The following is a 19,354-nucleotide window of genomic DNA, read 5'->3' as shown; positions in this document are numbered from 1 at the left end:
TAAATGAGTAAATTATTAGAAGTCAAAGATTTAAGAGTATCATTTAACACCTACAACGGTGAAGTACAAGCTGTTCGCGGTGTGAGCTTTGAGTTAAATAAAGGGGAAACATTAGCAATTGTAGGAGAGTCCGGTTCTGGTAAATCCGTTACGTCCAATGCTTTAATGAGACTTCTTCCCGAACCGCAAAGTGTCATCAAAAGTGGAGAAATATTATTTGAAGGCGAAGATCTTGTTAAAAAGTCAAAAAAAGAAATGCAAAAAATTCGCGGAAAAGATATTTCCATGGTGTTTCAAGACCCGATGTCTTCTTTAAACCCAACAATGAAAATTGGTAACCAAATCATGGAAGGCTTAATAAAGCATCAAAATATGAATAAGTCTGATGCAAAAAAGCGTGCCTTAGAATTACTTGAATTAGTTGGTATTCCACAGCCGGAAATTCGCATTAATCAGTTTCCGCATCAATTCTCAGGTGGAATGCGTCAACGTGTGGTTGTAGCGATTGCTCTTGCGTGTAACCCAAAGATTTTAATTGCCGATGAACCAACAACAGCACTTGATGTTACGATTCAGGCACAAATCCTAGAATTGATGAAAGATATTCAAAAGAAAACAGATAGTGCGATTATTTTTATTACACATGACCTTGGTGTTGTGGCGAATGTGGCAGACCGTGTTGCTGTTATGTATGCTGGGAAAATTGTTGAAATTGGCACAGTAGATGATATTTTTTATAATCCAAAGCATCCATATACTTGGGGATTGATTGGATCGATGCCAACCCTAGATAGTACGGATGAAGAGCTTTTCGCTATCCCTGGAAGCCCGCCGAATATGTTAAAGCCTCCAGCAGGAGATGCATTTGCGCCTAGAAATCAATTTGCGCTAGAAATCGATACAGTAATGGAGCCGCCAATGTTTAAAGTTTCTGATACACACTATGCTGCAACCTGGTTATTGCATGAAGATGCACCAAAGGTTGAGCCGCCAGAAGCTGTTAAACAAAGAATGCTTGGTTTCTCCAAAACAGGTCGCAAGGACGGTGAAAAACGTTGACTAGAGAAAAATTACTAGAAGTAAAAAACTTGCAAAAACACTTTTCCGCAGGTAGAGATAGAATCATTAAAGCCGTAGACGGTGTATCCTTTGATATTTTTAAAGGAGAAACTTTTGGTCTGGTTGGAGAATCTGGTTGTGGAAAATCAACAACAGGTAGAACAATCATCCGTCTTTACGATGCAACAGGTGGAGAAGTGAAATTTGAAGGCGAAGATGTGCACGGAAAAAAATCAAAGGCAGAGCTTCGCAAATTTAATCAAAAAATGCAAATGATTTTCCAAGATCCACATTCTTCTCTAAATCCACGCATGACTGTACTTGATATTATTGCAGAAGGAATTGATAATCATAATCTTGCAAAAACACCAGAAGAGCGTCGTCAAAGAGTCGAAGAACTCCTTGAAGTAGTTGGGTTGAATAAAGAGCATGCCACACGCTTCCCGCACGAATTCAGCGGCGGTCAAAGGCAGAGAATTGGGATTGCTCGCGCCCTAGCTGTTGAGCCAGATTTCATTATCTGTGATGAGCCTATTTCTGCACTAGACGTTTCTATTCAAGCACAGGTAGTAAATCTTTTGAAAAAGCTTCAAAAAGAGCGTGGATTGACTTATTTATTTATTGCCCATGATCTTTCCATGGTAAAATATATTAGTGATCGTATTGGTGTTATGTATATGGGGAATATGGTAGAGCTTGCAGAAGCAGATGAATTGTATGAAAACCCAATTCACCCATACACAAAATCATTATTATCCGCAATTCCACTTCCAGATCCACGATATGAACGTGAGCGCAAGAGAATTGCATATGATCCATCTGTACATGATACTAGTGAACCGGCTGAGTTAAGAGAAGTAACTCCAGGTCACTTTGTACGCTGCACAGAGAAAGAACTAGAGAAGTATAAAAAAGAATTAAGTCTTAAGAAAAACTAAGTTAACAAAATTTACTCTATTAAAGAAGACCCTTCCAAATAATCCTTGCCAACGTGCAAGGATTTTTTTATTTCCCGAGAAATCATCCTTTACTTACTTTCCCCTATTTTTAAGAAATAATCTTCCAAAACACAAAAAAATCGTGTGCAAATAAACGATAAAAAGCGACATTGAATAAAATAAATCAATATAACAACTTTTTAGTTTAGTATCCATGTTATGATCGTTAATAAAGTCCACATGAAAAATGGGAGAAAGTCTAAAAAATTTTAAAAAAACTACATGTCTAAGATAAAATAAAGGAAAATAAGAATGGTATAACATTTCCTATAGGAGTTCATCATGATAAATCCAATATTAAAACCGCAATACGATAAAGCGGTTCAACAAACAAAAAACCATATATTGAATGATGTTAATAAGTATTTAGAGAAACAAGATTGTCTGCCTGCTTTTGAACAATATATGGATGACCGAAAAGTATTTATAGAGCAAATTTGGCTAAATACTTGGCTTAATACCGCAACTAGTCATGTCAAGTATGCTGAGAAGAAGCAATATCTCACGAATAAGGGATTGGACATTAATGATCTTAATAAAAAGGTTATTAACCGATTATTTAGAAGTGAAATTCGCGAGGTTGAAGTATTCCCTTATGAAGAATGGTTAAGAACAAACCTAGGGGATAATAAAGAAGAATGGGAAAAAAGGTATAAAGAAAGACGAAAAAGCTATTTGCAAAACGTAGAAGAACAGAAAGATCTAGAAGAGAAACGTAAATATAAAATGAAATTCTCTTATTATATTGAGCAATTAATGGAAAAGCATTATGAGGAATTGTTTCTCTATATTCGCTATTTAACAGGAAGCAATATCGCGCTAGAGATAGAACGGAATGGCATTGTTTTATCTTCGATGGAATTAACCTTTGAAGAATATTTATCAAATGAAATGAATATGCCCTATAACCAATTTTACTTTTTGGAAGACCGGACAGAAGCATATGAAAATTTAATTTTTCAGCATTTAATTGATTTTTTGCCGACATGGCTTAAAGATAAATTGCCTACTCGAATAAAAGAAGAATATGAAGACATATTTGACCATTCCTTAAGCAATTCCATTTTACTAGAAATAAGCACGCCTTTACTGGAAGAAATAACAGAAGAGTTTCTTGAGGAATTGTTTTCTGAGTATGTAATCGATTTGGAAAAATTATTAGATATTCCTTTTGATGTAGAAATTCATAAAGAGATTATGGAAAAAGACCGTCAAAGGAAGGAACAGAAGGAAGCAGAAGATCGAGAGGAGCAAAGACGACGTAAAGAAGAAGAAGCAAGAATGATTGAGGATATATTTGGAAGAGAATATTATCCTCCAACCAATATAGATGTTAAATATATCCTTCATACTGGAGAAACGAATACTGGTAAAACGTTTCAAGCAATTAACCGAATGATGGAAGCTACAAGCGGTTTATATTTAGCTCCATTGAGATTATTAGCATTAGAAATATATGAGAAGCTAAATCAGCAAGGAGTTCCATGTTCGCTAAAAACAGGGGAAGAAGAGAAGCTTGTTCTAGAGGCTCAACATCAATCGAGTACAGTAGAAATGTTTCACGAAAAGGATTTTTACGAAGTTGTTGTCATTGATGAGGCACAAATGATTGCGGACAGAGAACGGGGATTTTCATGGTATCGCGCTATCACTAAGGCAAATGCAAAAGAGGTCCATATTATTGCTAGTCTGCATGCCAAAAACATGATTTTGCAGTTATTAGGTGATATAGATGTAGAGGTTCATGAATATCGACGGGAGACACCGTTACAGGTAGAAAATGAGTTGTTTCAATTAAGTCATACGAGAAAGGGAGACGCCTTAGTATGTTTCTCAAGAAGAAGTGTCTTAGAAACAGCCTCTGAATTACAAAGAAAAGGGTGGCAAGTCAGTATAATTTATGGAAGTATGCCACCAGAAGCAAGAAAAAAACAAATGGAGCGTTTTATTAACGGAGAAACGAAAGTTATTGTTTCAACAGATGCAATTGGGATGGGGCTTAATTTACCAATAAGGAGAATTGTCTTCTTAGAGAATGACAAATTTGATGGGATAAGAAGAAGGATGTTAACCTCACAGGAAGTGAAGCAGATTGCAGGTAGAGCAGGAAGAAAGGGAATATATGATATTGGGCGGGTTGCTTTCACCAGTGACCGTAAAAGAATGATGTATTTATTAGAAAAAAGAGATGAAGACTTGTATGGATTCACAATAGCACCAACAAGTGCTGTTTTAGAAAGGTTTCAAAAGTATTCCAATAATCTAGGGCTGTTCTTTTATTTATGGGGACATTTTAGAAGTCCAGAAGGAACAAAAAAGGCCTCACTGACCGAGGAAATGCAGCTATATGAAATGATTATGGATACAATGGTCGAAGCGAGAATGTCCCTGCATGATTTATTTAGTTTTCTGAAACTACCATTCGCCACAAGTGAAGCCTCATTACGAGCGCAATGGAAAGTAAATATGGAGGCAATTGTGGAAAACAAGGATTTACCAGAACCGAAAACTAAACAAGATAGTCTGGAGGAACTGGAACTCGCTTACAAAGCGATTGGTCTTCACTTATTATTTCTATATAGGTTAGAAAGAAGGACAGAAGCTTATTATTGGGAAAAGGTAAGACTGGAATTGAGTGACCAAATAAACGATCAGTTAAAGACAGGGATTAAAGGGAAGAAACGGACGAAGCAATGCAAGAAATGCGGGAAAGAACTAGCAGCTAAATTTAAGTTTGCTGTTTGTAATGATTGTTTTTATCAGACGTAAATTAATACACATAAAGGCTTTGAATGTTAGAGAAGGGTGAGAAGCGGTAAATATAGTCATTCTCACCCTTTGTTTTCCCCGTTGCAAGCAATGGAAAAGTAAAGTGTTACTCAAGCACCGTTTTGTTTACTAAATCATTAGTAGGTAATATAAAGCATAGGCTTGTAAAGTTGAAGCGATAAAAAAAGTAATATAAACTAGATGAATAAGAAGAAAATAGAACAAATTCCCTTTTCATTTTTATTGTAAATACTATACTATTAAAATAGAAAATAAGTTAAGGAAGGTAATCAAATGGATTCGAAATTTAAGTTTGGCATTCGCTCCAAAATTATCCTTGGTTACATTGTTATCATTCTTTGCTTACTTGTGTCAGTAATTTTACTAAATAATCAAATACGCTCCCTTCAACAGGAACGTAATTCGATTATCAATTACGATTCTCGCATACATGAACTTACATCTTCCATTGAGAAAAGTGTATTAGATATGGAGACAGGTCAGCGTGGCTACATAATCACAGGTAACCAAAGTTACTTAATTCCGTATAATGATGGGAAGGAAAATTGGAAAGAGCAATTTGAGGAATTGTATCAATTATTGAGTAATAAACCTGTACAGCAGCAGAATTTACTCGAAATAAAGGAAAACATTTTGAATTGGATTAATACGGCTGGTGAGCCAACCATTCAATACAAAGCACAAAATAATACAGAAGAACTTGATGAATTTTTCAAAGAGGATAATGGACGGGATTACATAAACGAGATTACAGAAAAGTTTACGAATCTTAGAGATACAGAGAAGACTGCGTCGGCCAAGCGGGCAACAAAGCTGGACCAACAAAATAATGCTTTAACAGTAGGACTATTCGGCGTATTAGTCTTGATTTCTCTTGTTGCTATTAGTCTGGCTGGCCAAACCTCTAAATCGATTGTTAGAACAATTAAGGAAGTAACAGAATCTATTAAAACAATCGCTGCCTCTAAAGGAAATGTCAGTACTCGTATTCATGTCCGGACAAACGATGAAATAAGAGAGCTGGCAGAAGTGACAAATAGCCTTCTTGATACCGTTGAGCAAAGAGAATGGTTACAATCAAACGTTGCTGATATTGTGATGAAAATACAAGGGATTCCTTCTATTGAATCATTGGCTAGTGTGTTTATATCAGAAATAGCACAAAAAACAAATGCAAGCTTTGGAGCCTTTTATGTGAAAGATACTCAACAAAAAAAGGAAACCTATCTAAAAACGGCAACATTTGCTGAATCTGGAGATACGATTGCTCGAGATACTTTTCAATTAGGAGAAGGTCTGATTGGTCAAAGTGCCAAAGAACAGCGCGTCTTGCATTATCAAGAAATTCCAAGTGATTATCGCTTAATTGCAACAGGGCTAGGGGATGTTTCTCCACGCAGTATTATCATTGTACCCGTTCTGTTTGAAGGAGAGGCGATTGCTGTACTTGAACTTGCAACCATGACAGAATTTACAGCCCTTCAACAAAATCTCATTACCGGGGTAGTGGAGACATTTGGACTAACGATTAATAGTATTATGGGTAGAATGGAAATCGTCCGCTTGTTAAATGAATCTAGAGCAATGACGGAAGAGTTACAAGTTCAATCAGAAGAGCTGCAAACACAATCAGAGGAATTACAGTCACAATCAGAAGAACTGCAAATGCAAAAAGAAGAACTGATGGCTACTAATGAACAGCTCGAAGATCGAACAAGAGAAGCAGAAGCGAAGACAAGGGATTTAGAAAAAGCAAAAGAGGAATTAGAAGAGAAAACAGAGTTAGTTATTCAAAATTCTAATTATAAATCAGAGTTTTTAGCTAATATGTCTCATGAATTAAGAACTCCGCTAAATAGCATTCTAATTCTTTCAGAAATGTTAGCGGAGAATGAGTCGAATCACCTATCGGAAGAAGAAATGGAGTTTGCAAATGTTATTCATTCTTCTGGTAAAGATCTTCTTTCGCTTATAAATGATATTCTTGATCTTTCCAAAGTAGAGGCAGGCAAGCTTGATGTTCATTTTGCAGAAGTAAGCATCCATGATATTACTTCACAATTGGAGCGAAGCTTCGCACCTATCGCTAACCAGAAGGAAGTAGAATTTTTAGTAAATAAACAGGAAGGTCTCCAAGATATCGTATTTACAGATGAAAAGAGATTCCAACAAATTATTAAAAATCTATTATCCAATGCCTTTAAATTTACGGAAAGCGGAACAGTTTCCTTAAATATTAAGAAGAGAAACCAGATTAGCCGCAGTATGAGAGAATTAAGCAATGATTGGCTAGATATTTCTGTAACAGACACCGGTATTGGCATACCGAAAGATAAGCATAAATTAATCTTTGAAACATTCCAGCAGGCAGATGGAGCAACTGTACGTAAATATGGAGGTACTGGCTTAGGCCTTTCCATTTGTAGAGAGTTTGCTAGATTGCTAGGTGGCTGGATTTCCTTGAAGAGTGAGGAAGGCAAGGGAAGTACTTTTACCCTCATTATTCCAAGTCTTCCAAATGGAATAGCAGACACTCAGCTCAATATTAGTGAGATGAATGTAGCTGCTACAATGGAAGTGAAAAAGCAAGAAGCTCGACAAGAAATAGATAAAGAAGAACAAAAGCAGGAAGAAGAAAGAAAAACAGAAATCGTGATTTCTAAGGATGAGAATGAGGATGTGTTTAAAGGGAAAAAGGTATTGATTGTAGACGATGATAATCGTAATATCTTTGCTCTTAAAACGACGCTTGAAAAAAGAGGGATGGATGTCCTTGTTGCCTATAACGGAAAGGAATGTTTGGACATTCTGGATAGAACTACAGATTTAGATGTGATACTAATGGATATTATGATGCCGAATATGAATGGTTATGAAACCATGACAATTATCCGCCAAACGCTGAATCTGACAGAGATACCTATTATCGCATTAACGGCAAAGGCGATGAAGAATGACCGTGAAAAATGTTTAGAGGCGGGAGCATCTGATTATATCAGTAAGCCGCTAGATTTGGATCAATTATACTCCGTCTTAAGAGTATGGTTAGCAAAGTAAGGAGGAACGGAGATGGATTATCCATTCCTGAATAATGATCAAGAGGTAGAGAACCAAGATCATGCAGACATCGAAGTAGATCTGCTGCTCGAAGGGATTTTTCGATTATCAGGTTTTGATTTTCGTCAATATAACCGATCTTCTATTACACGCAGAATTTACTATAGAATGAAGATGGATAATATTCCTACGATTACGAGGCTGCTGGAAAGAGTGATTCATGAAGAGGCATTCCTTGAACAACTTCTTAATGATTTTTCAATCAATGTAACAGAAATGTTTAGGAATCCAAGCTTTTTTCGTTCTTTTAGAGCACAAATCATCCCGCATTTACGAAATCTTGAAGAAATTCGGATATGGCATGCTGGTTGTGCTACTGGCGAAGAAGTCTTTTCTATGGCTATTTTATTAGAAGAAGAGGGATTGAAGGATAAGACGGTTATTTATGCAACAGACATGAATGAAACTGTGCTGGAAAAGGCAAGCAAAGGTGCATTTCCTCTCCACAAAATGCAAGCATATACGAAAAATTATATGCTTGCTGGTGGGAAGAATGCTTTCTCGGAATATTATAAAACCGATCATCAATATGCTTACTTTCATTCTGATTTGTTGAAAAATATTATTTTTGCGCAGCATAATCTAGTAACAGATCAATCCTTTAATGAATTTCATGTTATTATTTGTAGAAATGTACTCATTTACTTTAACCCAATGCTTCAAAATCAAGTGCATCATCTATTTTATGAGAGTTTAAGTAAAGATGGGTTTCTAGGTTTAGGGGATAAAGAGACATTAAGTTTTGTTGAAGTAATGCCAAAATATAGAGAACTTGATGATGGCGAAAGACTTTATCAAAAGATTTATTAAGGCTCTTCGAACAGTGCTGCCTCTTTGTTATAAAGAAAAAGGATTTCTCCTATGAAGAGAAATCCTTTTTCTTTTATTATGTAAATAATCAACAATAATATGTCAGTTATTTGCTTTTGCTTGGATCATTAAGACACACATATCATCTGGTTGATTAGACTGCTGTTCTTTTGTAAGTAAATAATCCATTACAGAACTAGTGTGTTCCCATCTTTTGGAGGAAATAGATCGGATTTGTTTTTCTGCCTCGAATTCACAAGGGCCCATCGCTTCTAATACCCCATCCGTATAAAGAATAATTTGGACATCTTTTTCAAAGGAGATCTCCTTTGTATTAATTTCCATTTCGTCAAAAAATCCTACAGCACAAGTACTTTGTTCTAATGCCACAACATCATTTTCATCAACTAGCATATAACCATAAGGATGCCCAGCATTAACATACTTTACTGTTTTCTCTTTTGTGTCGATTACTAGATAAATAGCTGTAAAGTAAAAAGGCAGCCCCTCTTTTTCATTTTTTAGTAAAGTCATATAACGATTTAATTCTTTTATAACAAGGTCAGGCTGTACTAATTGTTTAACGGATTCTCTTAGGACAGAGGAGATAAACATGCATACTAAAGAGGCAGAAATACCGTGCCCCATCATATCTAAAAGGATAATGGCATATTTATCTTCATCTATTTTATGCCAATAATACATATCACCTGCAAGATTAAAAGAAGGCAGGTAAGAAACTTCGATATGCATATGTTCGTCTTGTAAAGGTGAACTTAATAAGCTTCTTTGTACATGTGTGGCTAAGTCTAATTCATACTGAATCTTTTTTTCATGTTGGGTATGCCAATCCAGTTCTGCTTTTAATCGCAATGCAACGCGTATTCTTGCGAGGAGTTCTATTTTATTTAGAGGTTTTGTAATATAATCAACGCCGCCAATATCCAACGCTTCTGCTAGTTTATTTTTATCTTCTAATGCTGTGACAAAGATAATCTGAATATCTTTGAGGTTTTCCACTTTTTTAATGCGTTTACAAGCTTCAATGCCATCAATCTCTGGCATCATAATATCAAGTAATATTAAGTCCACACTATTCCCTGTGGAATTAGGAGCATCAAGTTGTAGATAATGAAATAATTCATTAGCTGAGGTTAGCGAGACACAATCATCGTATCCAGCATTTTTAAGTATTTTTTCCATTACAAATAGATTGACAGTATTGTCATCTACTAAAAGAATAGTCATAATTCTTATAACTCCTTGTCTATTATGATGATAAGAAAACTTATGTATATCTTATTTAATTAACAACCCTCAATTATGTATAATTATAATTATACCGTTATTTATTAGATAATAATAATTATACGTCCTATATAAAGAGAAGAATTAATGGATAAACAAAAAAACATCGAAGCATATGTATTTTTTTGCCTCGATGTTTTTATTGTTTATCTTAATTTTCTCTTAAAGTTAAATATCTTTTTGCTCGCTTTGGATACACTCCTGCTGTAAGAAGCAGAGACCACGATGAATGGCCTTCTAAGCGGCCGATGGAACCATGAAGAATCAGCCCAAGAAATTGCTCCTCAATCGGAAAATTATTTACCTGAAATTGTTTCTTTGTATGAAGATTGGAAAAATAAACGGTGTTTCTATCAATAGTGCTTATTTGAAAGAAATTATCCTCCACCTCTGTGCATTCCTCTAAGAGCTGCCTAACTCTTGATAAATCTTTTTGATAATCCCAATCTGATGCAAAAAATTGTGGATACATTTGTAGATATAATCTATTTAACAAATCTTCACATAACTGTAGTTCATGGAATGTCTGTCCATAAGAAGCTGACATTTTTGTCCATGTCGTTTTTTCTCTGTGATCCAGCCATATGGAAAACTTTTTAAATTCAGATATAAAGTGCTGCATACTATTACGTTCCTGGGAAATTTTTAAAGCATTAGGCAGGTGAATAAGGAGGAGTAACTCGATAAAAGATTTCTTGCATTTATGCCAAGATGCCGGCATGTTATCTTCTAGATAGTCAGTGAGATAACTGGAGAATGTTCGCAGAAATTCATTGCGGAAATAATCAGCAGGATTTTCCTTTTTATATGCTATTAAATCATCTCCATAATATTCATATAGTCCTCGATAACGCATATTAAATTGAGAGCTGATTTCTATTTTCTTTAGTATTTCACTTCTGCTTTGGGTGCCGGTAAGAGGAATCAGTTTAATTCTTGTTTCTGGGGATTTTTCTCGTTCACGGTGGTTTGTGTGGAAGGAAAAGTTCTTCATAAAAATACAATCAACCTTTCTTTTGCTATTTTATTTTTGGGGATCCAAGAGGATTAATCTAGAAGTTAGTTATATTATAACTGGGATTTTAACCTATGTCACTCTCCTAATTGGCTGTTTTTGTAAAATCAAAGAGATTGGCACAAAATAAAGTATAGAATGGAGAAAGACGAACATTCTTTAAGCTAGTAAGGAAAAAGTAGAGTGGTCATTTGCTCCCTTCCATTTCGTGTTTAATCAAAAAACCCCACCCTTATACGAAAATTTATGCTAGCATCTCCGTATAAGGGGTGGGGTTACTAATGTGCTATTTTATTTAATACACTTTATCTCCATTAAAAATAGAGTTTTTCACGATAACATAATCTACATTGCGAATGGCATCTAATTTGTTTCCACCAGCATAAGAGATAGAGGATTGAAGATCTTGTTCCATTTCTGTTAACGTATCTTGTAAGTGACCTTTATGCTCTACATACATTTTTTTGCCTTCCACGTTTTTCTTTTCGCCCTTTTGAAACTCAGAAGCAGAACCGAAATACTCTTTATAAAGCTTTCCATCTTTTTCAATGGTTTCTCCTGGAGATTCTTCATGTCCAGCAAAAAGAGAGCCGATCATAACCATTGTTGCTCCAAAGCGAACGGATTTTGCAATATCCCCATGTGTGCGGATACCGCCGTCTGCAATAATAGGTTTGCTTGCGGCTTTTGCACACCAACGCAATGCAGCTAACTGCCAGCCGCCTGTTCCAAAACCTGTTTTAATTTTGGTGATACAAACTTTACCAGGTCCGATACCTACTTTCGTTGCATCTGCACCAGCATGTTCAAGCTCTCTTACTGCCTCAGGAGTTCCCACGTTACCAGCAATAACAAAGCTATTAGGCAAGTGCTTTTTGATGTGTTTAATCATGGCAATGACTGCGTTAGAATGACCATGAGCAATATCGATTGTAATAAATTCAGGAACCAAGTTTTCATCTGCTAATTGTAATATAAAGTCATACTCTTCCGTTTTTACCCCAACGCTGATAGAAGCAATTAACTCACGGGATTGCATATCACGGATAAAAGCTTTGCGCGTTTCTGGCTGGAAACGGTGCATAATATAGAAATAGCCATTTTCAGCTAAGTATACAGCGATTTTTTCGTCAATGATAGTTTGCATATTGGCAGGAACCACGGGAAGTTTAAAAGTGTGACCGCCTAGTGTAACGGTTGTATCACATTCTGAACGACTATCCACAATACATTTAGCGGGAATTAATTGTATATCTTCGTAATCAAACACGTTATCCATTAAATACACTCCTAAATACGAATATTAGGGTCGAATTATTTAAGAAATGTTCGACCATTAGGTACTTTACATTATTTTGATCAGGATGTCAAAGATTTTTCATGGAATGGGAAAATTTTATTAAAACGTTATCATTTTGAAGAGGATTATTACATAAAGGAGTGGGACGCAAAAATGCCTTTTATTAGAAAATAGAAGGCATTTTAAAGTGATGGGATCTGATTTTTCCAACGGGAATTCAGCATAGCTAATTTGGGAGGAATAAAAGGTGCTTAGTAAGAAAATTTGACTTCCACCTTCGCATCAATTGTCAGCTGTCCGGGTTCAAGATTAGTAGACACTCCTCCAACCTCCGCAAACGACATCTTTGCTAAAGGCATAGGAATACTAGAACCAGATGGGATTTCTATAACCTTTATTGGGATAGGATCGATGGTTATACGCAGAGTTTCAGCAATGGCCCTTGCCTTTGACAAAGCATCTTTAATGGCCCCTTGAAGCGCTCGTTCGTAATGTTCGGAACGACTGCTGACATCAAAGTGAATACTCATGACTTGATTAGCGCCATTTTGTACAGCTGTATCAATAACCTTACCTGCAAGCTGAATGGTTTCGACAAGAATAGATAGCAGATGGGTTACTTTATAACTTTTGAATACTTGTTTATTTTCCACAAAGTCATATTGCGGAAAAATAGTATAGTCTATTGTTTGGATATTGGAGGAGGGGATGCCTAAACCCAAAATGGCTGTAATGACTTGTTGATGTAGACGGGCATTTTCTTGTTGGGCAGTTGTTACATTTTTCGATTCTGTATTAATACCAAGCGTTATTTTACAAATATTTGGTTCCAGCGATAATGTGCTATTTCCATATACCGTTAAACTTCTTTTAGGTGGTAGAAAGGAGGAGGGCTGGTACATGATTATTCACCTCTGTATATTTATTAAAAAACATCTTGCCTTGTAATAATGCCATCGCAGTATTTATTTCCTCTAATTCTTCAGCAGAAAGGTGGCCTATTCGTTTCTTTAATTTATTTCCATTTCAAGAAAAACGTGATTCATTACCCTTTTTCCCTCATCTGAAAGTGACATAAATTATTTTCTGCGATTTTTTTCATCTGTAAATTTCTTAATTAGATTTTTCTCCGTTAATTTTTTCAATTCTCGGCTTGTATTCAGTAGTGATATTTGCAGACAGTCGCTGATTTCACTTTGGATAACGGCTGATTAATGGAACATATTAAGAATACTATTCTGAATGGGAGTTAAATCATTTGGTCTTAAATCATTGGTTAACGCATGCTTTAGTTGATAAACAGAAGCAGTAAATGTTATAAACTGTTGAAAAAATGGCTCTTCGTTCAAAATGAATCACCTCAAAGGTAAAATAGCACAGAAGTTATCAAATAACAATTATCAATTGATAACCATATGGGAGGGTTTTTATGAACGTATTGATTATCTTTACACATCCAAGCAAGGAAAGCTTAAAGGGTGCCCTATTGAAAAATGTGTTAGAAGGATGCAGGGAAAACGGCTTTATAAAAGATATACAGCTTTTAGATTTATATGAAGAAAATTTTAATCCTTTCTTATATTTTGATGAAAAGAATAAAAGACGCCATATGCATAAGAATCTCATGAAAAAAACGTATTTCAATTTGTAGGAATGAAGAAAGAATGGACGGTTTGCAACATGGAGAGCACAGGGAATAAAAGAATGCTTATGCCTTCAAGACATAAGCATTCTTTTATTATATTATACTGTTCTATTCCAGAATCGAGCTTCCGCTATACCTGTAATAAAATCATTAATCGTATTTTTAGCAAGATCGAATATCCCTGGTTCATTTATTGTTATGCGGCTTTTTTCTAATGCTGCATAATCATTAATGGAAATACCTAAAGGTTTATAATGATTAAAAGTCATTTCGATAAATTCAATAGCTTTCGTTTCCAGCTTCGTACTGGTGCTAATAAGTAGTGCAGCATCAAATAGGCTTGCATCAGCAGTATCGTATGTGTCCGTTACTTTTAATTCTCCGTCTATCGTACGCAGATGTTTATCCACGATGCTGAAATTCACTTTATTCGCTGCTAAAGCCTGAACCCATTGAAGTAATTGGGCGCTGTCCGGCTCTCCATTTAAAAGAATCGCTACACAACGAGTGTCAGGTTTCTTTATGGTATTTGCCATGCTTAAGGCTGGAGATTTTTTCACTGACTTTACTTCTAGGTTTTCTTGAGGTAATACTGCTCCAATGTTTTTTGCCACTTCTTCCGCAATACTGCGGTCAATTCGATTAAGGAGAGCGACCGCATTGTTTTTCACCGCTTCTGATTTACACTTTCCAAGTTCAAAGCTAAAAGCATCTTTTATATGTTGTTGTTCAAATGGCGCTAAGCTATTATAAAATAGTTTAGCTTGTGAATAGAAATCAAGGAAACTATCACTGCGACCTCTAACCTTTCTACCATCTACCTTTTCTTGGTAATGCTCATAACCGCCTTGCTCAACAGGTACTGGTTCCGGCTGATTATTATTCAATGCATTCTTATGATAGCTTGTTTGTCCATGGTGAATGGTCATTTGATGCATACCATCCCGTTGGTTATTGTGAAAAGGACAAACTGGTTGGTTAATCGGAATTTGGTGGAAATTAGGTCCGCCAAGTCTAGATAATTGCGTATCTGTATAAGAGAATAGACGTCCCTGTAATAATGGATCATTAGAAAAATCGATTCCAGGAACAACATGCCCAGGATGGAAAGCAACTTGTTCAGTTTCCGCAAAGAAATTATCGACATTACGATTTAAGGTTAACTTTCCTACGATTTTAACAGGAACATCCTCTTCCGGCCATATTTTTGTAGGATCTAATATATCGAAATCAAAGGCAAATTCGTCTTCTTCAGGAATAAGTTGCAGACCAAGCTCCCATTCAGGATAGTCGCCCTTCTCAATCGCCTCGTATAAGTCCTGACGGTGGAAATCGGGGTTTTTTCCAGCAGCCTTTTGTGCTTCATCCCAAACCTGTGAATGAATTCCAAGCTTTGGTTTCCAATGAAACTTAACAAAATGGGCTTGCCCCTCTTTATTTATAAGGCGGAAGGTATGGACTCCGAAACCTTCCATCATGCGGAGGCTGCGCGGGATAGCACGATCGCTCATTGCCCACATTACCATATGGGCTGATTCATGATTTTGACCAATGAAGTCCCAAAATGTGTCATGTGCACTTGCTCCTTGTGGAATTTCATTATGTGGCTCAGGTTTTACAGCGTGCACAAAATCAGGAAATTTAATGGCATCCTGAATGAAGAAGACGGGAATGTTATTGCCAACTAAATCATAATTACCTTCATCTGTATAAAATTTAACGGCAAATCCTCGTACATCGCGAACAGTATCACTAGAACCTCTAGATCCTTGGACAGTAGAAAAACGAACGAATACAGGTGTTGTTTTATTTGGATCGTTTAAGAAGTCAGCTTTCGTATAGGCTTCAAGGGATTCATATAATTGAAATACGCCATGTGCACCAACTCCTCGGGCATGAACAATGCGCTCAGGAATTCTTTCATGATCAAAATGAGTCATTTTTTCCCGAAAGTGAAAGTCCTCCATTAAAGTAGGTCCTCTTAATCCTGCTTTTAAGGAGAATTCATCTTCTGCCATTTTTAAGCCTTGATTGGTCGTTAATCCCGCGTTTTGCTCATTATCAATGGTGTATTTTTTTAATTGGTCCATTTTTTTATTTACCATTTCAATACCCCCTAAATGATAGTATGTATCAGTTATAATCCGTTATTTTTAATTAATACCCAGCATCCTGTATTTAAAACACGACAAAATAAACAAGCTAAGACTGCATAAAAGAGTCTTAGCTTGTTATTAAATAACTTTGGAGGGATCCTTTTGATTCATAGGCCATTCTCCAGTGAATTCTTCTGTATCGTATTCAAAAAAGTCTTTTAAATTCATGTCTTTATCATCCAGAAATAGTTCATCCGTAACAGCTGTTACAATACGGGGAATGCCATATCTCATGCCAGATAATGCTGAAGCAGATAAACCACAGCTAATGAGGGCAGCATAATTAAACGAGTATATACCGTGAAGTAATGCTTCTCCTTCTGTGTCACGGCTAATGAAAGAAAAGCCATGACTTAAATAAGGATGTGCATCAAGCATAGGAGATGCTATTTCTTCCGGGGCTTTATAACGATCTTTCCAACGGGCAATATGCTTTTCGATTAAACGTAGTTCTGGACGCAATCGTGGATCTGTTAATAAACCTGTGCTAATGATTAAGTAATCAAATAAAAAGGTTCCCTTTGGTGTAGTTACTTCTGCTTGTTCTCCTTTTTTGGCTACTTTCAGCCAAGGAGAACCGAGATGCAAATGAAAACCGGGCCAGGAAGACGCTCGATTAAAAGTATCATTTGTTGGTGGCTGGTTATGCTGGAAAAAATGGGCAATACTAGCGTATTTATCATCATCTGCTAAGGCGGGAAAATGTTCAATCATACCGGATACTTCCATCTGCCTAATCGGATTAATGCGCTGCATTTTATGACGGCGGACATATACATGGGCTTCGGCTACCCCTTGTGATAAAGCGAAGTTAGCATTATCAAATGCAGATGCACCCCCACCTAAAATGGCAACCCTTTTTCCTCTGAAGGAAGGGAAGTCGATGGATGCAGAAGTATGAGTATATAAAGAAGAAGGGAGATTATCGGATATCATGGCTGGGACATGCCATTCTCCTCCCCCTTGGATGCCGGTTGCTAGAATTACCTTTCGAGCGAGTAAGGAGGATGAAACGGTTCTCTTTCTTTTAATATGGAGTCGGTGTATCCCTTTTTCTATGGGTTCAATTAAAGTCAATTTCACTTCGTTTTGAACAGGTAATTGCAGAATGTCACGATACCATCTAAGGTAATTCATCCATTCTCCACGAGGGATTTTGTCGACTTTTTCCCATCCTTCTCTACCAAATTGTGCCTCCCACCAGGAACGAAAGGTTAGTGAAGGGATACCAAGGTCGATGGAAGTTAAATGTTTAGGAGTGCGTAAGGTGACCATACGAGCATAGGTTTCCCATGGTCCTTCAAGTCCTTCTTTATTTTCATCGATAACAAGAATATTTGATACTCTTTCGCGTAAAAGACCAAATGCAATCCCTAATCCTGATTGACCTCCACCAACGATGACCACATCGAAAACATGTCCTTCCGCATGAATTTTTGGACGAACCCAGTTTTGTCCTCCGTAATTAAGATAAGCTAGATCTGTTTGTACTCGATTATTTAAGTCCTCTAAGCTCATATTGAATGCCATCCCCCTTTCACATTTGATGTAAGAACTCCTTACATCGATATACCATGCCAATATATTAACATGTTCTTTTGCATATTGTATGGATAAAATATCTAAATTTTCTAAATTAATTTAGTCAATTCGTTTAAAAAAGATATTCATCAAAAAAACGAATAGTCACAAAAGCCATAATACTTACTAATTAGATTTTGGCTTTTGTTATTATTCGTTTCTTTTACAATCTTTTTCTCATTCCAACGCTTAGTGCTTTATGTTTCCATAAAATCTCCTTAATTAATGGGGCAACTTCTTTTGTGCTTTGAATAAGCACAATGATTTCAGGCAAGCCTTGAGACAGTTTGTCTTTTTTCTTCCGATGAAAAAGATAGTACAGGCAATAACCACAAAAAAAACCGATAATAGCAGCGAGAAGACCGCTAAAGATAGGTCCTAGAATTAATTTAAAACCAATACTGGCACCTATCACAGCCATACCAGTAGCAAAGGCAACGCCAATTTCAAAAGATGAAACATGAATATCGGCAGAAGCCTTTTTTTTCCTGCTGATAGGAGGAATCTCATTCATATATAGGACCATCATTTCTTCTGGCGGAACACCTAGTGCTTCCATTTCAAAAAGTGCACGTTCAATTTCAATAGATGGCTGGAATGTTCCGACAATAATCATCCCTTTACACCTCTTATGCTAAATTTGGAACCGACATATCTGTCTGTTAAACGTTTTTGCTGTGATTCTTTTGCAAGAATATTATGTTGTATACATGTTATATAGGAATGATAAACGGCTCCACCTAAGATGGAAGGCATAAAAAGTAACCAATGTGGGTGTAATATAGCAGTAGAAGAAGCAAAATCGCCAGTAATGGTCAGGATTATAGCTTTATGTGCATGTGATAATAAAATATATACCCACCACCAAAATATTGCATAAAAACCTAAAAATATCCGGTGATTGTACAGTTGGCCCAATCCAGGAAAGAAAAGTGAGTAGAAGACCCCTAAAAGAGGGCTCTTATTTTGCAAATATTGTATTTCAAATGGGAATATCTCCAAGCTGGCTAAATCAGGTGTGGATAATTCAATATACTTATTTAATTGTACGGCAGAGCGGTAACTATCGCCTATTGTTATTAAATAGATCACAATATATCCAATCATCCAATCTAAATGAATAACGGATCTTGCTAATTCTATTTCTCCACAAAAAGAATAAACCATCGCTTCATTAATATTGGCACCAGTATTAATAATTACTTCTAAAACAGTCAGCAATGTTGCACGGGCATACTGATTAAGAAGATAATGACCAAATCCAGGGAAAACAGCAGACCACCAAGCAACAGTACTTGGTTTTTGATACATTAAATAGGTGATACCTGCTGTGCTATATTTTGCTTTTGGAAAGGTTAGTGTTGCGCTCATTTACATACCTACTTACTAATTTTGGAATTATATATATAGGGTGTGAAAATAAGTTAATCCTATACATTGATTTACAAAAAATAGGAGGTGTAATTTTTAGTAGTTAGCGGAATCTCAGGAAACATAGGTGAAGAGGCTTACACCATATAAGTTGACTAGACAAGTTGTTTATATTAAAATGTATATATACTTAAAAATTGCATA

Annotated in this window: 16 protein-coding genes; 6 read left to right on the top strand and 10 right to left on the bottom strand. The window is 36.1% G+C overall.

Annotated elements, in window-relative coordinates:
* Positions 1 to 3: 3 nt before the first annotated feature.
* The 5 genes from NSQ92_RS21675 (at position 4) to NSQ92_RS21655 (ending at position 8,774) form a co-directional block, all read left to right on the top strand.
* Positions 4 to 1,059 carry an ABC transporter ATP-binding protein gene (locus NSQ92_RS21675; protein ID WP_095320404.1) on the top strand — a complete coding sequence of 352 codons (1,056 nt, stop codon included), beginning with the start codon at positions 4 to 6 and terminating at the stop codon, positions 1,057 to 1,059.
* The gene (locus NSQ92_RS21670) at positions 1,056 to 1,997 is read left to right on the top strand and encodes an ABC transporter ATP-binding protein (RefSeq protein ID WP_047940911.1); all 942 of its coding nucleotides are present in this window, start codon (positions 1,056 to 1,058) and stop codon (positions 1,995 to 1,997) included. The genes NSQ92_RS21675 and NSQ92_RS21670 overlap by 4 nt, the downstream gene beginning before the upstream one ends.
* A 342-nt stretch (positions 1,998 to 2,339) precedes the next feature.
* Complete coding sequence (locus tag NSQ92_RS21665; RefSeq protein ID WP_341153219.1) at positions 2,340 to 4,826, top strand: DEAD/DEAH box helicase; 2,487 nt, start codon at positions 2,340 to 2,342, stop codon at positions 4,824 to 4,826.
* Positions 4,827 to 5,120: 294 nt separating this feature from the next.
* Positions 5,121 to 7,904 (top strand): ATP-binding protein, encoded by a 2,784-nt coding sequence (locus NSQ92_RS21660; protein WP_251687827.1) that lies wholly within the window; start codon positions 5,121 to 5,123, stop codon positions 7,902 to 7,904.
* 12 nt (positions 7,905 to 7,916) lie between these two features.
* A complete protein-coding gene (locus NSQ92_RS21655; RefSeq protein WP_047940909.1) occupies positions 7,917 to 8,774 on the top strand; it encodes a CheR family methyltransferase in 858 nt (285 codons plus the stop codon).
* Positions 8,775 to 8,876: 102 nt separating this feature from the next.
* Here NSQ92_RS21655 and NSQ92_RS21650 read toward each other — a convergent pair whose 3' ends face one another.
* From NSQ92_RS21650 to NSQ92_RS21630, 6 genes are all read right to left on the bottom strand, one after another.
* Entirely contained in the window at positions 8,877 to 10,022 is a 1,146-nt protein-coding gene (locus tag NSQ92_RS21650; protein WP_047940908.1) for a fused response regulator/phosphatase, read from the bottom strand.
* A 211-nt stretch (positions 10,023 to 10,233) separates the two neighbouring features.
* Complete coding sequence (locus NSQ92_RS21645; protein WP_047940907.1) at positions 10,234 to 11,076, bottom strand: hypothetical protein; 843 nt, start codon at positions 11,074 to 11,076, stop codon at positions 10,234 to 10,236.
* Positions 11,077 to 11,392: 316 nt separating this feature from the next.
* Positions 11,393 to 12,376: a GMP reductase gene (gene guaC, locus NSQ92_RS21640; protein ID WP_095258290.1), complete on the bottom strand. Its 984-nt coding sequence runs from the start codon at positions 12,374 to 12,376 to the stop codon at positions 11,393 to 11,395.
* A 272-nt stretch (positions 12,377 to 12,648) separates the two neighbouring features.
* Positions 12,649 to 13,299, bottom strand: a complete 651-nt coding sequence (locus NSQ92_RS21635; RefSeq protein WP_095320411.1) for an SIMPL domain-containing protein — start codon at positions 13,297 to 13,299, stop codon at positions 12,649 to 12,651.
* A gap of 177 nt (positions 13,300 to 13,476) precedes the next feature.
* Positions 13,477 to 13,587: a hypothetical protein gene (locus NSQ92_RS26880; protein ID WP_445669276.1), complete on the bottom strand. Its 111-nt coding sequence runs from the start codon at positions 13,585 to 13,587 to the stop codon at positions 13,477 to 13,479.
* A 21-nt stretch (positions 13,588 to 13,608) separates the two neighbouring features.
* Positions 13,609 to 13,746, bottom strand: a complete 138-nt coding sequence (locus tag NSQ92_RS21630; protein ID WP_341153218.1) for a hypothetical protein — start codon at positions 13,744 to 13,746, stop codon at positions 13,609 to 13,611.
* 80 nt (positions 13,747 to 13,826) lie between these two features.
* Here NSQ92_RS21630 and NSQ92_RS21625 point away from each other — a divergent pair, with 80 nt between their 5' ends.
* The gene (locus NSQ92_RS21625) at positions 13,827 to 14,048 is read left to right on the top strand and encodes an NAD(P)H-dependent oxidoreductase (protein ID WP_341153217.1); all 222 of its coding nucleotides are present in this window, start codon (positions 13,827 to 13,829) and stop codon (positions 14,046 to 14,048) included.
* A 92-nt stretch (positions 14,049 to 14,140) separates the two neighbouring features.
* Here the strand turns inward: NSQ92_RS21625 and NSQ92_RS21620 are convergent, their stop codons facing one another.
* The 4 genes from NSQ92_RS21620 to NSQ92_RS21605 form a co-directional block, all read right to left on the bottom strand.
* A complete protein-coding gene (locus tag NSQ92_RS21620) occupies positions 14,141 to 16,147 on the bottom strand; it encodes a catalase (RefSeq protein WP_341153216.1) in 2,007 nt (668 codons plus the stop codon).
* Positions 16,148 to 16,276: 129 nt separating this feature from the next.
* Positions 16,277 to 17,716 carry an NAD(P)/FAD-dependent oxidoreductase gene (locus tag NSQ92_RS21615; protein ID WP_341153215.1) on the bottom strand — a complete coding sequence of 480 codons (1,440 nt, stop codon included), beginning with the start codon at positions 17,714 to 17,716 and terminating at the stop codon, positions 16,277 to 16,279.
* 226 nt (positions 17,717 to 17,942) lie between these two features.
* Positions 17,943 to 18,395: a hypothetical protein gene (locus tag NSQ92_RS21610; protein ID WP_047940902.1), complete on the bottom strand. Its 453-nt coding sequence runs from the start codon at positions 18,393 to 18,395 to the stop codon at positions 17,943 to 17,945.
* The gene (locus NSQ92_RS21605) at positions 18,392 to 19,150 is read right to left on the bottom strand and encodes a hypothetical protein (RefSeq protein WP_047940901.1); all 759 of its coding nucleotides are present in this window, start codon (positions 19,148 to 19,150) and stop codon (positions 18,392 to 18,394) included. Before NSQ92_RS21605 ends, NSQ92_RS21610 begins: the two co-directional genes overlap by 4 nt.
* Positions 19,151 to 19,354: the final 204 nt, after the last annotated feature.

Source organism: Niallia sp. FSL M8-0099 (assembly GCF_038006945.1).
GTDB classification, from domain to species: Bacteria; Bacillota; Bacilli; order Bacillales; family Cytobacillaceae; genus Niallia; species Niallia circulans.
This window is presented reverse-complemented; position numbering and strand designations above follow the sequence as displayed.

Excerpts from the sequence above, each read along its gene's own strand:
- NSQ92_RS21615 (WP_341153215.1), bottom strand. The coding sequence starts at position 17,716 with ATGAGCTTAGAGGACTTAAATAATCGAGTACAAACAGATCTAGCTTAT.
- NSQ92_RS21635 (WP_095320411.1), bottom strand. The coding sequence starts at position 13,299 with ATGTACCAGCCCTCCTCCTTTCTACCACCTAAAAGAAGTTTAACGGTA.
- NSQ92_RS21625 (WP_341153217.1), top strand. The coding sequence starts at position 13,827 with ATGAACGTATTGATTATCTTTACACATCCAAGCAAGGAAAGCTTAAAG.
- NSQ92_RS21605 (WP_047940901.1), bottom strand. The coding sequence starts at position 19,150 with ATGAGCGCAACACTAACCTTTCCAAAAGCAAAATATAGCACAGCAGGT.
- NSQ92_RS21645 (WP_047940907.1), bottom strand. The coding sequence starts at position 11,076 with ATGAAGAACTTTTCCTTCCACACAAACCACCGTGAACGAGAAAAATCC.
- guaC (WP_095258290.1), bottom strand. The coding sequence starts at position 12,376 with ATGGATAACGTGTTTGATTACGAAGATATACAATTAATTCCCGCTAAA.
- NSQ92_RS21675 (WP_095320404.1), top strand. The coding sequence starts at position 4 with ATGAGTAAATTATTAGAAGTCAAAGATTTAAGAGTATCATTTAACACC.
- NSQ92_RS21660 (WP_251687827.1), top strand. The coding sequence starts at position 5,121 with ATGGATTCGAAATTTAAGTTTGGCATTCGCTCCAAAATTATCCTTGGT.
- NSQ92_RS21655 (WP_047940909.1), top strand. The coding sequence starts at position 7,917 with ATGGATTATCCATTCCTGAATAATGATCAAGAGGTAGAGAACCAAGAT.
- NSQ92_RS21650 (WP_047940908.1), bottom strand. The coding sequence starts at position 10,022 with ATGACTATTCTTTTAGTAGATGACAATACTGTCAATCTATTTGTAATG.
- NSQ92_RS21620 (WP_341153216.1), bottom strand. The coding sequence starts at position 16,147 with ATGGTAAATAAAAAAATGGACCAATTAAAAAAATACACCATTGATAAT.
- NSQ92_RS21665 (WP_341153219.1), top strand. The coding sequence starts at position 2,340 with ATGATAAATCCAATATTAAAACCGCAATACGATAAAGCGGTTCAACAA.
- NSQ92_RS21610 (WP_047940902.1), bottom strand. The coding sequence starts at position 18,395 with ATGATTATTGTCGGAACATTCCAGCCATCTATTGAAATTGAACGTGCA.